The 12929-nt window shown below is 39.7% G+C and carries 14 protein-coding genes; 1 reads left to right on the forward strand and 13 read right to left on the reverse strand.

From position 1 onward, the window contains the following. Window positions 1-8: 8 nt before the first annotated feature. The 11 genes from JI666_RS06205 to rpsU form a co-directional block, all read right to left on the reverse strand. Window positions 9-449: a diacylglycerol kinase family protein gene (locus tag JI666_RS06205; protein WP_349769305.1), complete on the reverse strand. Its 441-nt coding sequence runs from the start codon at window positions 447-449 to the stop codon at window positions 9-11. Further along, window positions 382-855 carry an rRNA maturation RNase YbeY gene (gene ybeY / locus JI666_RS06210; RefSeq protein WP_206889895.1) on the reverse strand — a complete coding sequence of 158 codons (474 nt, stop codon included), beginning with the start codon at window positions 853-855 and terminating at the stop codon, window positions 382-384. Before ybeY ends, JI666_RS06205 begins: the two co-directional genes overlap by 68 nt. Next, window positions 852-2981, reverse strand: coding sequence for an HD family phosphohydrolase (locus tag JI666_RS06215; RefSeq protein WP_349769306.1), 2130 nt, complete (start codon window positions 2979-2981; stop codon window positions 852-854). The genes ybeY and JI666_RS06215 overlap by 4 nt, the downstream gene beginning before the upstream one ends. Before the next feature lie 138 nt (window positions 2982-3119). Then, window positions 3120-4082, reverse strand: a complete 963-nt coding sequence (locus JI666_RS06220) for a PhoH family protein (protein ID WP_206889897.1) — start codon at window positions 4080-4082, stop codon at window positions 3120-3122. 6 nt (window positions 4083-4088) lie between these two features. Beyond that, window positions 4089-5276 carry a sporulation protein YqfD gene (gene yqfD / locus JI666_RS06225; RefSeq protein ID WP_206889899.1) on the reverse strand — a complete coding sequence of 396 codons (1188 nt, stop codon included), beginning with the start codon at window positions 5274-5276 and terminating at the stop codon, window positions 4089-4091. A gap of 44 nt (window positions 5277-5320) precedes the next feature. Further along, complete coding sequence (gene yqfC / locus JI666_RS06230; RefSeq protein WP_048312793.1) at window positions 5321-5611, reverse strand: sporulation protein YqfC; 291 nt, start codon at window positions 5609-5611, stop codon at window positions 5321-5323. 138 nt (window positions 5612-5749) lie between these two features. After that, a complete protein-coding gene (locus tag JI666_RS06235) occupies window positions 5750-6181 on the reverse strand; it encodes a YqfB family membrane protein (protein WP_206889900.1) in 432 nt (143 codons plus the stop codon). Between the two features lie 35 nt (window positions 6182-6216). Further along, window positions 6217-7206: a flotillin-like protein FloA gene (gene floA, locus JI666_RS06240; RefSeq protein WP_206889901.1), complete on the reverse strand. Its 990-nt coding sequence runs from the start codon at window positions 7204-7206 to the stop codon at window positions 6217-6219. Between the two features lie 20 nt (window positions 7207-7226). Then, window positions 7227-8507: an NfeD family protein gene (locus tag JI666_RS06245; protein ID WP_206889902.1), complete on the reverse strand. Its 1281-nt coding sequence runs from the start codon at window positions 8505-8507 to the stop codon at window positions 7227-7229. Between the two features lie 529 nt (window positions 8508-9036). Continuing rightward, complete coding sequence (locus JI666_RS06250; RefSeq protein ID WP_206889903.1) at window positions 9037-9480, reverse strand: GatB/YqeY domain-containing protein; 444 nt, start codon at window positions 9478-9480, stop codon at window positions 9037-9039. Between the two features lie 17 nt (window positions 9481-9497). After that, window positions 9498-9674, reverse strand: coding sequence for a 30S ribosomal protein S21 (rpsU, locus tag JI666_RS06255; RefSeq protein WP_048312787.1), 177 nt, complete (start codon window positions 9672-9674; stop codon window positions 9498-9500). A gap of 192 nt (window positions 9675-9866) precedes the next feature. Between rpsU and JI666_RS06260 the strand changes: the two genes are divergently transcribed. Next, entirely contained in the window at window positions 9867-10802 is a 936-nt protein-coding gene (locus JI666_RS06260; RefSeq protein ID WP_206889904.1) for a Na/Pi symporter, read from the forward strand. A gap of 35 nt (window positions 10803-10837) precedes the next feature. Here the strand turns inward: JI666_RS06260 and deoC are convergent, their stop codons facing one another. Next, a complete protein-coding gene (gene deoC / locus JI666_RS06265; RefSeq protein ID WP_206889906.1) occupies window positions 10838-11509 on the reverse strand; it encodes a deoxyribose-phosphate aldolase in 672 nt (223 codons plus the stop codon). 63 nt (window positions 11510-11572) lie between these two features. Then, window positions 11573-12928 carry a tRNA (N(6)-L-threonylcarbamoyladenosine(37)-C(2))-methylthiotransferase MtaB gene (mtaB, locus tag JI666_RS06270; protein ID WP_206889907.1) on the reverse strand — a complete coding sequence of 452 codons (1356 nt, stop codon included), beginning with the start codon at window positions 12926-12928 and terminating at the stop codon, window positions 11573-11575. Window position 12929 lies beyond the last annotated feature (1 nt).

Below are 12929 nucleotides of genomic sequence, written 5' to 3' on the forward strand. Positions count from 1 at the left end.
TATCCTCCTTATGACTGCATCAAATGAGTAATCGGTTCAAAGAAGAGAAGGATACCGATTATAACTGATACGATCGCAAAAAGAAAGACGGCTGCTGCCGATACATCCTTCGCTGTTTTGGCAATAGGATGCTCTTCTTCTGTTATTAAATCAATCGATCGCTCAATTCCGGTATTGATTGCCTCTAGACTCAACATGACACCGATTACAGTAAGTAATATTGTTATTTTGATAATAGAAAGACCAAGTAATACCGCAGCTAGCATAACCAAGCCACCTGCAATAAGGTGAAATAAGAAATTCTGTTCATTACGGATTAAATAGCGAAAACCCTGTGACGCGTAGTTGAAACTGTGCAAAAATCGGGACAGCCGGGATCCATTACCTCGTGAGGCCATATTGCTCAAGAAATACCTTTTGTTTTTCAAACATTTCTTTTTCATCTTCATCTGTCATATGATCATAACCGAGTAAATGAAGAAAGCCGTGAACAGTTAAGAATCCTAGCTCTCGATCAAAACTATGTCCATAATCATTCGCTTGTTCTGCTATTTTATCCACTGATATCACAATTTCACCTAATAGATGAGGTAGATGCTCACCAAAAATAATTGGTTCATCCCCCTCCTCTTCGTCATCAAGTGCAAATGATATAACATCTGTCGGCTGATCCTTTCCGCGGTAATCACGATTTATTTCAGTAATCTTGTCATTGTCTACAAACATAATAGACACTTCACTTCCAGATTCAACGCCTTCTTCATTAGCAGCATGGTTAACAAGCTCTTCAAGCATTTTAAATTGTGCCTCTGTAATGGAGTTTGTTTCGTCATTAAAGTCAATTGTCAGGTTCATAAAGTCACCTTCTTTTTAATTTCTGTTGGATACTCAATGCGACTATGGAAAATTCCATTTAACGTTTCTAATATAGTTGTTGCTACCATATCCAATTCTCTTAATGATAAATCACATTCATCAAACTGCCCATCTTCTAGACGTTCTGTAATGATTTTCCTTACGAGCGATTCAATAGCCGTAGGATTAGGCTTATTCATGGATCTAACTGCCGCCTCTATACAATCTGCAATTCCAACAACGGCAGCTTCTTTTGTTTGTGCCCTTGGACCAGGGTATCGAAAATCCAATTCAGATATAGACTGATCCGCTTGTTCATTAGCTTTGTAATAAAAGTACTTCAACAGTGTTGTCCCGTGATGCTGTTCTGCTATGTCGACAATTTCTTTTGGTAAACGATGTTTTCTTAGCATTTCAGCACCATCAGTAGCATGGGAAATTATAATGGTTTTACTTAAATGTGGCGATATTTTATCATGCGGGTTTTCCATATTCATCTGGTTTTCAATGAAGAAATGAGGTCGCTTTGTTTTACCAATATCATGATAATACGCTCCCACTCTCGCGAGAAGCCCATTTGCCCCAATCGATTCACATGCCGCCTCAGACAAATTAGCAACCATCACACTATGATGATAAGTTCCTGGCGTTTCAACAAGGATTTTCCTCAATAGTGGATGATTTGGGTTGGAAAGTTCAATAAGCCGTGTTGTTGAAATAATTCTGAATCCAGCTTCAAAAAACGGCATTAACCCTAGCGTTAACATAGATGATAGAAATCCCGACAGAAAAGCAAATACCATATGATAAGTTAGCTCCATACCGCTGTACTGACCATTTTTCAACATTAATAATATAGCCACAGAAACAATGTTTATCAATGAGACCAGTAATCCTGCTTTCAAGATGTTTGCACGATGATTACGTTTTCCGAGGAAGAACACTCCAGATAAGGAACTCATTAGTACATAGAAAGCTAGCGAAGCATTCATCGGGCCAGTAATTTCTCCGTTAAAAAACACTCCAGCACAGACGGCAAAAAGTAGACCTGAAGCTATTGCCAGTTGCTCATTAAACAGCATTTTAATAAGCATGGTTCCTACTGCAGCAGGAACGATATAAGCAATGCCTGGCAGTTCAATCCCCTGCAACAAACTAGTTAATTTAAGAACTAAGAGTGTACTAAAGTAAATCAATACAATAATAAATAAATTGGTATTGGATGTGCGGACACGAGATCTAACGTCCTGGAAGAAATAGTACAAATAGCCGGTAAGCAATAGAACGAGAAGCGCAAGTCCAACATAAGGAATTGCATCAAAACCATCATCGAGCAATCCTGCCAATCGAAGCTGCTCCATGACCTCACGATTAATCATTGCACCCTCTTCAACAATGATTTGTCCTTCTCTGATCATGACAGGCTGTACGGCTTCAATAGCTTCTTGTCTGCTTTGTTCAGTTTGTTCTGGATCAAGGAAGTAGTTGGGAATAATGCTTTGTTGTGCTACAGTAATCATTGCCTTCTTTTGGTCATTCGGTAGAGAGGTAAGTGATAAACGGTCCTCAACATCATCCTTAGACTTCTCTAAATTATCGATTGATACCCTATCTGTCATAACTTCCATCACTTCAGATAGCGTAAGTTCTTTAATTAAGGTGACTTGCGACATTTCTGCTTGCAATAAAGGAACAAGTGTTTCGTCTTTCATTTCATCAGCCATTGAAACGGATAACAGATCTTTCAAGTCCTTTAATTTTTCTTGTATAGAAGAATCATTGTCAGCGTCGCTCTTTTTAACCTTCTCAATACCTGAGAATAAGTCATTGAGCTTATCTAATTGAGATTGAGATACTTGATCACGGTATACATATTTCGCATCAACCTGAGCAGCTTTTGACCTTTCGTCTTCTGTTGCAGTTTTGTTCTCAATCGTAATAGGTGAAGCAATATCATGATCGGCACGAGAATAAAGAGACACATCAAGAGATTCAGGAATAACATTCGTAAGCATTGTCAAATACATAATGACGGCAATCAGTCCGTAAAGGGACCACTTAATCATTTTAATGCGTTCTATATTACGGAGATTATCCTGCATAATACGTTTAATCTTCGCAACCAATTGCTTCACCTCACAAGTTCAAGCCTTCTATTACTCTACTTCATATTTTATCAGAATTTCCTATTAAAAGGACGAGATTCCCTTAATAAGTTCTTCACAAGAGCAAAAGAAGACCCGTTACGTAACGGGCCTTCAAGCTTATTTCGTATCATGCTCGTATGCATCAATGATTTTTTGAACTAATGGATGACGTACAACATCTGTCTGTTGAAGATAAATAAACGAAACATCTTTAACTCGTTTAAGAATTTTTTCAGCTGCTGCTAGTCCTGACTCTTTTCCTTTTGGCAGGTCAATTTGAGTGATATCTCCAGTAATGACCATTTTCGAACCAAAACCAAGTCTGGTTAAAAACATTTTCATTTGTTGTGAAGTCGTATTTTGAGCTTCATCTAAAATGACATAGCTGTCATCAAGCGTTCTCCCTCTCATATAAGCAAGTGGAGCAATCTCGATCGTTCCTCGTTCAAGCAGACGGGTAGTCTGCTCAACTCCAAGAACGTCATGAAGGGCATCATACAATGGGCGTAAATACGGATCAACTTTTTCCTTTAGATCCCCTGGAAGAAAGCCTAGGCTCTCTCCTGCTTCTACAGCCGGGCGTGTTAGAACGATCTTTTTAACCCTATTGTATTTTAATGCAGCTACAGCCATCACGACAGCAAGATAAGTCTTACCCGTTCCCGCTGGACCAATTCCAAATACTAAATCGGTCTTTTTCATGGCGGATACATAATGACGCTGTCCGAGCGTTTTCACTTTGATTGGCTTTCCTTTTGCGTTGGTTGTAATCTCTTCTTGATAGAGTTCAAGAAGTTGATCAAGCATTCCCTGCTGCACGAGCTGACAGGCATATACGACATCTCTACCGGATATACTTGCGCCTCGTTTAATGAGGGAATGAAGAGTCATAAAGACTTCTTTAACCATCGCCATTTTTTCTTCGTTGCCTTTTACTGATATGCCTTCACCGCGAGTAACTAACGACACATCAAGGGCTTCCTCAATTATCTTTAAATGCTCATCTCCAGGACCAAATAGAGTTTGAGCTTCATTCGAATTCTCTAACTGTAATGTAAGATCAACGTATCGTTCTGCCAATAGACCTCAATCTCCTTGAATAATTGGTATGTCTTTCCCAATCTGCTCAATCACTTCAAAGTGTATCTTTACGTTTACTTTACCATTCTCTTCCTCATGGTGCAAAATCTTTTCCTTTTTAATTTCTGCCTCATCTGATGTTTTGTCCTCAATATCTTTTCTAGCAACAGAACGTGCTGCTTCAAGGGCTTCACTTTCGGAATAGGTTCTCGTTACTTCTTCAGTACCAAGCATCGTTTTAGATTGAAAGGAAAGAGGAAGATCCCATTTCAAGAATCGTAAATTTGTTTCATGCTTTACCGTTTCAAATTTACTAAATTCAGGCTTTAGAAATCCCCAAATCGGAATGTGAAAATGACTCAAACCGATTGCGTAGCTTGTTTTTCTTTCTCCAGTATTCGTTAAAAACGTTGATGTAAGTGGAACGGATACGTTCGATACATACCATGTTCTCCCAAAAACTTCTCCTTTTGCAGGGACAAGTTCACTCTTATCCTCTTTACCAATAAACCCCGATATGAGGAGTTGTCCTGGTTTCACATAGGCATTCTCTTCTACTTGAGCCTGTCCTTCTTCTACATACATCTTTGTAACGATCGCTTTCTTTTTTGCCACAATATGTCTAGGACTAAGCGCAGGCTGTTTTTCTGGGAGTTGCTTTTGAACAACCTCGAAATGATATGTTGTTCCACTCCGCTTTACGCCTACCCAAGTAATTTCCTCCATCTTTTCTGTAATCTGTCGTTGAAGTTCCTGATTTGAGGGAAGTTGGAAGATAAACTTCCCTCTCGTAACACCTATCTCAACCGCTGCTTGTTTAAGCTTGTGCTCCACTTCGGGTGTAGCACCATTAACAGTAATAGACCACACCATATTCGATAGAATAAATAATAATAAAAGACAGCTTATGGCACCTGTAAGAAACCCTCTTGAGTAGATGACTCGTTTCAGAATAAATGGGAATCCTTTCCTCTCATGTATTCTAACTTTGCACCTTGTCCGCTTTAAGTGTGGCCTTATTCGTCGTATGTCCGAAATATACAGCGATAGAATTATTGTTTCATGATCAAGCCTAGCAATATCCCAAATCGGAATTTTATACTCGATACAACGGTTTATAAATAATTCTGTATAAGAACCAATCACTTTTATCCGTACGTATCCTGAAAAAAGCTCTCGAAAATATTCCTTCATAATAGCCCCCTGTATAGTTAGCCTGGGATTAGAAAGGCCTTTAATCAGTTTTCAGGTCTCTCAAGATAGGAAACATGTTCAATTTTACCCTCAAGCAGTATTTCCTCTGGCAGAATCGTTTTCAGCATAAAGTCTTTACCTTTTATCAAAAGCTGCCCCTGTTTAAGAAGGAGACGCACTTCCTCATTCGAGAACTTCAAGACCCCTTGATGGTTCTCTATGTAAATATGAAGCTGTCCAACCATCGTAATGCGCGGTAAATCCATGACCGCATCCGCGGGAAGCTCTAATCTTCGAGTAAGCCAGGTTTTTAGATTGTGCTTCCACTTTGCCATGGATACTCCCCCTCTCATCTCATCTTTATGAGTGAGAAACAAAAACTATCACTTTTTCGTGCTATTGAATGCCGAGGTTTACTTTTGACTTCTTTCCATTCCAAACAAAAAAAGCGCCCGAGGGCGCTTTACACTTCATTATCTTTTCATTTGCTTCATCGATGTCATCGAAGGATGAGGTTTCTTCGAGCGAGGAGGCCCAAGGATTTCAGCCCAGACGATTCCGTTACGAACATTTCTTTTGTTAATAGATATTCCTTTTTTCTTAGCTGAACTTCTTTTCGGCTTTTGAACTTTTATTTCGTTCTGTGCATTTTCTCGTTCTGAGATTCTCTCAAGCGCCTCTTGATACGCACTCACATTCTCAGATTGAATTTCATCACTGGCTTCTTTCTTTTGCTGAGGAGGACGACTACCCGGTCCGCTCGCTTGTCTTCTTGGACGTTCATTTTGCCGCTGGTTCTGATTTTGGTCTTCGTTTCCCATGCGTTTAAAGAAACTTAAAATTCCTCCAATCGCGATAATGACGAAAACAATATTGTTAAGAATTAACTCAATAATATTATCCAATATTGTCACCTCCAAAGCCGAAGATAGTTAAGATCTTAGCGATCATCCTCATCTTCTTCCTGATCAGGTTTACCAATCATATCACGCATATCCGTATCAGCTTCAATATTCTTAAGGTTCATATAATCCATGACACCAATGTTTCCTGAGCGAAGTGCTTCAGCCATAGCCATTGGTACTTCAGCTTCCGCTTCAACTACTTTCGCACGCATCTCTTCTACTCGAGCTCTCATTTCTTGCTCTTGAGCTACTGCCATTGCACGTCTTTCCTCCGCTTTTGCCTGAGCAATGTTCTTATCTGCTTCAGCTTGATCGGTTTGAAGAACGGCACCAATGTTTTTACCGATGTCGATGTCTGCGATATCAATGGACAGAATTTCAAATGCTGTACCTGCATCTAGACCTTTTGAAAGAACGGTTTGAGATATCATATCTGGATTTTCCAGAACTTTTTTGTGATTTGTTGAAGAACCGATTGTACTAACAATCCCTTCACCTACACGTGCAATAACGGTCTCCTCACCAGCACCACCAACGAGACGGTCAATATTAGCTCGAACAGTAATTCTTGCTTTTGCTTTTACTTCAATCCCATCCATCGCAACACCTGCTATGAAAGGTGTTTCAATTACTTTTGGATTAACACTCATCTGAACGGCATCAAGTACGTCACGTCCAGCAAGATCAATCGCTGCGCAGCGCTCAAAGCTAAGTTCAATGTTTGCACGATGAGCCGCAATTAGCGCATTAACAGCGCGGTCAACGTTACCACCCGCAAGATAGTGACTCTCGAGTTGGTTTGTATTAAGATCAAGACCTGCTTTCACCGCTTTAATTAATGGGTTGATGACGCGTGAAGGAATAACACGACGTAATCTCATCCCAACTAGATTAAATATGCTTACTCGTACTCCCGCTGCAAGTGCAGATATCCAAAGCATAACAGGTACAAATGTGAATAAAATCGCAAGACCAATAATAACTAAACCAACAATAACCAATAAACCAAGTGTTCCAGTATCCATAATTTTCCTCCCTTATTAAATTAAAGTGCTCTTACGATTACTCTAGAGCCGTTCGTCTTTATTATTTTCACTTCAGTCCCCTCGGATAGAAATCCTCCCTCAGTGACCACGTCAAGCCGTTCATCACCAAAATCAGCAATTCCAGAAGGACGAAGTGGCGTTACTGCAATTCCCTCAAGCCCAACTAATTCATTTCTAGTAGTGTTTGAAACATAACCCTGATCAGATTTAGTCGAGTCAGATAGGATGATTTTCTTAAAGAAACCTTTATAACCGAAAATCTTTATGAAAAGATAAGATCCTCCAACTGTAACCGCTACTGCAATTAGCACAGCAAGAAGTACATATTGCATGGATTGCCCTGATGCAAGAACGATACTTGCAACAATTCCAACCGCACCTAGCACTCCAAATATACCAAAACCCGGTATAAATATTTCCACTACAATGAGAATGACCCCAACTAACAAGAGCAATAATGATTCCCAACCAGCGAATCCAGCAATCATATGGCCGAAGAAAAATAGCAATAATGCTCCAGCTCCCATAAATCCAGGTACTCCAAATCCAGGAGAGTACAATTCTAGAACAAGTCCAAGACTTCCAATCGATAATAAAATGGGAATAATAATGGGGTTTGTAACAAATCGCGCTATTCTTTCTGCAATACTGACTTCTGCATCACTAACTTCTGCATCTTCAAGGTTAAGTAAACTTAAAACTTCTGTGCGGTCCTCTGCAATGCCTTCAGCGTAACCAACCTTAACCGCTTCTTCTGCATTCAACGTTAAAAGTTCGCCTTTAGGAGCATTATAGTCAGGAAGGTTCACATCAGGATCCGCCATTGCAAGTGCATATTTAGGATCACGATCATTCAATTCTGCAGCAGATTTCATAGCAGCATGCCAAAATGACTCTGCTTTTTTACCTGCTGTGTTTCCAGACTGATCGATGATCGCTGCAGACCCCATCAATGCACCCGGCTCCATAATAATCTGATCGGCATTTAGTGAAATATATGCCCCTGCTGAAAGAGCACGATCTGCAACATAGGCTGTAATTGGTACCTCTGTACTTTTAATTATGGTTGCAATATTATCCGCAGCATTTACAGCACCACCTGGTGTATCGATTTCCAATACAATATGATCAGCACCTTCATCCTCAGCTTCCTGAATGGATCTTTTAAGGAACGCTTCCAAACCTCGCTCTACTTCCTGCTCGACAGGAATAAAGGAAACTAACTTGCCTTCACCTTCACCTGAAGCATACTGTCCAAGAAACGGGAGAACAGCTAACATCAAACAAATTGATACGAGTAGCCTCCATTTTATCTTTGTGATATCGCTCCCTCCTTCCTGCTTCCTTCTTTACGTATGAGACAACAATAAGGTTTCAAGTTTATGTAAATGATGTAGTTTAAGTATGCCAAAATGTTTACCAAAATACTAGTTTGAAATGGCATTCACTTTAAAACCAGCAGCTCTTTTCAGAAAGATTGTTGTTTTTGAAGGGGTATTTGTATAATAATCACCACATCAAATTTGATTGGAGTGGAAAGTGCTCTCCCCCTGCGAAAAGCGGGCAGAAGTGTAAATCAACGGCTATATCGCAACAATTCTTTCAAAAGAAGCCATAAATATAGAAAAAAGCACGTCCTGCCAAAACAGGACGTGCTTACGCTTGATCATATTTATCCCACAATTAGAACAGTAAGATTTGCAGCTCAAAACATAGACGTTACGAGCCAAAATCAGCTGCACTAAAGGTCTGATTGGTTCAACTTACTGCATTGGAGAAGATACTTCTCACAATGATGTAAGTTTCACTTTATGATAAGTTCTTTTGTACAATACGATTTACAAGTCCGCCGTCCGCTTTACCTTTTACGCGAGGCATTAGCGCACCCATCACCTTGCCCATTTCTTTCTTCGAAGAAGCGCCTGTTTCAGAAATAACTTCCTGAACAATTTGCTCCACTTCTTCTTCAGAGAGTTGTTTCGGCAGATAGACAGATAATATCGACAGCTCTTCATCAAGATTCTGCACAAGATCACTTCGACCAGCTTTTTCAAATTCAAGGAGGGAGTCTTTGCGTTGCTTGACTTCGCGAGTGAGAACGGTAAGTTCTTCTTCCTCAGTTAAATCATGACCCACCTTAATGGATTCATTCTGGATAGAAGATTTCACCATCCGAATAACAGATAGTTTGTTTTTCTCTTTGTTCTTCATCGCTACTTTCATATCTGCTGTTAAACGGTCATTTAGACTCACTGACCTAACACCCTCTCTTAGAACTTACGCTTTTTCCTTGCTGCCTCAGATTTCTTTTTACGCTTAACACTTGGCTTTTCATAGTGCTTGCGCTTCTTAACTTCAGCCATAGTGCCTTCTTTAGAAACCGTTCTCTTGAAGCGACGCAGAGCATCATCGATCGACTCGTTCTTACGCACGCGAGTTTCCGCCATCTCTATCCCTCCCTCCAAAACATACACAATCATAACACATGACTTTCTAACAAAGACATGTCACCTGCAATTATAATACATCACGTCCATTTTATCAACATTTCTTTCACTTATTTTAAATCATAATAAAAAACAAGCATGTGTCCATCTTCCTCCCCATAAACTTTCAATGGAAAGGAGATGTACAAGTTAATGAGTCCATACGTTGCATCCTTTATCGTCTTTATTAGTATCTTTCTATTTGGGATGGCCACTCTTCGTATCGGTTTAAAGTCCCTTTCAAATAGTAGGATGCAAAAAATTCTACATCAAGCATCTTCAACACCTTTGCGTGGATTAATGACAGGAATGATCGTTACATCCATTCTACAAAGTAGTTCAGCTGTTATGGTTATTACGATAGGTTTAATTACAGCAAGAGTTCTCACATTTAGACAATCCATAGGAATCATACTTGGCGCAAATATCGGTACAACCGTTACAGCGGAACTTATGACATTGAATCCGGATCAATTTACAATTCCACTTCTATTAGTCGGCTTTCTCTTACTGCAAATAAGGAATCAGTTACTCTTTAGTATAGGGACTGTTCTTTTTGGACTTGGAAGTATTTTTGTAGCGATGCATGGACTTGAGGCAATGGCAGTTCCTCTATCAACTCTCACATTCTTTGATCATATCATTAGCGAATCCAATTCAAGTTTATTTTATGGAATAGGTGTTGGAACGTTATTAACCGCACTAATCCAATCCAGTACAGCGACAACCGGAATCACTATGAGTTTTATTAACCAGGATCTTCTTACTTTACCTTCCGCAATCGCAATCGTATACGGTGCTAATATAGGAACGTGTATTACAGCTATTATCGCAAGCATCGGGAGTGCCAGGGAAGCAAAACTTGCCGCATATGCACATGTCTGGATTAATATTATTGGTGTAACACTATTCTTCCCTTTAATTACTAAGTTCGGGGAAATAGTAGCTTATGTCACTACCTTACCTGACGTACAACTTGCACATGTATCTCTAATTTTTAATGTGCTTTCTTCACTATTATTTCTTCCATTAGCTGGAGTTTTGGCATCTGCTATTGAAAAGATTCATAAAGGGAATCGTTTAGCATAAAAAAACAACCGCCCTAGGACGGTTGTTTAATTTTCTTAGTAGTCAGTGTCAGCTGTCTCACCCTGAACGATTTTCACTCCAGCACTTGCACCAATTCGAGTTGCTCCTGCATCAATCATAGCTTGTGATCCTTCAAGATCACGCACACCACCTGAAGCTTTTACTCCAAGATCAGGACCGACAGTTTCTCTCATCAATTTAATATCTTCAACTGTTGCACCACCAGTTGAAAAACCTGTAGAAGTTTTAACAAAATCTGCACCAGCTTTTACAGATAGTTCACAAGCGCGTTTTTTCTCCTCATCTGTAAGGAGGCACGTTTCGATTATCACTTTCACAAGTGCTTTTCCTTTTGCCGCTTCAACAACAGCTTTAATATCCTGTTCAACAAGGTTATTATCGCCGTCTTTAAGTGCACCAATGTTAATAACCATATCAACTTCAGTAGCGCCTTTCTCAATCGCATCCTTTGTTTCAAATGCTTTCGTTTCAGTTGTTACGGCTCCAAGAGGAAAACCAATTACTGTACATACTTTAGCTTCAGCACCCTGTAATCTTTCCGCTGCTAGTGATACCCATGTAGGATTTACACATACAGAAGCAAAGTTAAACTCTCTCGCTTCTTCACAAAGCTTCTCAATTTGCTCACGGCTTGTATCTGGTTTAAGAGCTGTGTGGTCTATCATTCTCGCTAATTCTTTATTCATTATATTTCATCCCTTCAAGACTGTTTTATGTAATTCGGATCTTAAGAATCCGAATTTCTATAGTTAAAATGACGCAACTGCTGTAGTTGGTTCATCCTCACTCATGACGCGAACAAATTGTCCTTCGTTATAAGGGTAACCAGCTTTAGTGATTTTCACTTTAACAATACTACCAACCATTTCTTCTGTTGCTTCAAAGATAACTTTCATATAGTTTGCAGTATAACCTACATATAAGTTAGAATCAGGCTCATCTTTGAATTTTTCTTCTGGAATCACCTCAAGTACTTCCCCTTCATAATGAGAAGCATACTCTTTTGCAAGCTGATTGGAAAGCTCAATAAGACGATGGACACGTTTATTCTTCACATCATCGTCTACCTGATCTTCCATGCGAGCTGCTGGTGTACCAGTACGCTTAGAAAATGGAAAAACGTGAAGTTCCGAAAATTTATGATTCGCAATAAAATCATACGTTTCTTGGAACTCTTCATCAGTCTCACCAGGAAAACCTACAATAACATCTGATGTGATTGCAAGACCCGGAAGTGCTTCTTTAAGTCGATCAAGACGCTCCCCAAACATTTCCATCGTATACTTTCTTCTCATACGCTGAAGAACTGTGTTGGAACCAGATTGTAGTGGGATATGAAGATGAGGCACCACTTTCTTTGATGCATTTAATACTTCAATTACTTCATCTGTAACCTGACTTGCTTCAATAGAGGAAATGCGAATGCGTTTAAGACCTTGTACTTTAGCATCTAAATCACGAAGAAGTTGAGCAAAGTTATAGTCCTTTAAATCTTCTCCATATCCAGCTGTGTGAATACCAGTTAATACGATCTCTTTATAACCCGCATCTACAAGCTGTTGAGCTTGTGTGATAACAGCTTCTGGTTCACGAGATCTAAGAAGACCTCTAGCCCATGGAATGATACAGAATGTACAGAAGTTATTGCACCCTTCTTGTATCTTAAGTGATGCTCGCGTACGATCAGTAAACGCTGGTACTTCAAGCTCTTCATAGACGCGTGCTTTCATGATATTACCAACGCCGTTAACTGGTTCTCTCTCACGTTTGTATTGTTCGATATAATCGAGCATTTTCACACGATCCTGGGTTCCGACTACAACATCCACACCTGGAATCGCCATGATTTCAGCAGGTGAAGTTTGAGCATAACAACCTGTCACACAGATCACAGCATCCGGATTTTTTCGTATCGCACGACGAATAACCTGCCTACTTTTCTTATCACCAGTATTAGTAACCGTGCACGTATTGATTACATAGACATCTGACGCATGATCAAACTCTACTCGTTCGTAATCATGGTCTTTAAACAACTGCCAGATCGCTTCCGTTTCGTAATGATTTACTTTACAACCTAATGTATGGAAAGCAACTGAAGGCATA

Source organism: Bacillus sp. NTK071, from assembly GCF_017303315.1.
Lineage (GTDB): Bacteria > Bacillota > Bacilli > Bacillales > Guptibacillaceae > Guptibacillus.

What these genes read in the sequence shown, in the direction of transcription:
- JI666_RS06205 (WP_349769305.1), bottom strand. Translation starts at nt 449, where the DNA reads ATGAAGATGAAAAAGAAATGTTTGAAAAACAAAAGGTATTTCTTGAGC.
- ybeY (WP_206889895.1), bottom strand. Translation starts at nt 855, where the DNA reads ATGAACCTGACAATTGACTTTAATGACGAAACAAACTCCATTACAGAG.
- yqfD (WP_206889899.1), bottom strand. Translation starts at nt 5,276, where the DNA reads ATGAAGGAATATTTTCGAGAGCTTTTTTCAGGATACGTACGGATAAAA.
- yqfC (WP_048312793.1), bottom strand. Translation starts at nt 5,611, where the DNA reads ATGGCAAAGTGGAAGCACAATCTAAAAACCTGGCTTACTCGAAGATTA.
- floA (WP_206889901.1), bottom strand. Translation starts at nt 7,206, where the DNA reads ATGGATACTGGAACACTTGGTTTATTGGTTATTGTTGGTTTAGTTATT.
- JI666_RS06245 (WP_206889902.1), bottom strand. Translation starts at nt 8,507, where the DNA reads ATGTTAGCTGTTCTCCCGTTTCTTGGACAGTATGCTTCAGGTGAAGGT.
- rpsU (WP_048312787.1), bottom strand. Translation starts at nt 9,674, where the DNA reads ATGGCGGAAACTCGCGTGCGTAAGAACGAGTCGATCGATGATGCTCTG.
- JI666_RS06260 (WP_206889904.1), top strand. Translation starts at nt 9,867, where the DNA reads ATGAGTCCATACGTTGCATCCTTTATCGTCTTTATTAGTATCTTTCTA.
- deoC (WP_206889906.1), bottom strand. Translation starts at nt 11,509, where the DNA reads ATGAATAAAGAATTAGCGAGAATGATAGACCACACAGCTCTTAAACCA.
- mtaB (WP_206889907.1), bottom strand. Translation starts at nt 12,928, where the DNA reads ATGCCTTCAGTTGCTTTCCATACATTAGGTTGTAAAGTAAATCATTAC.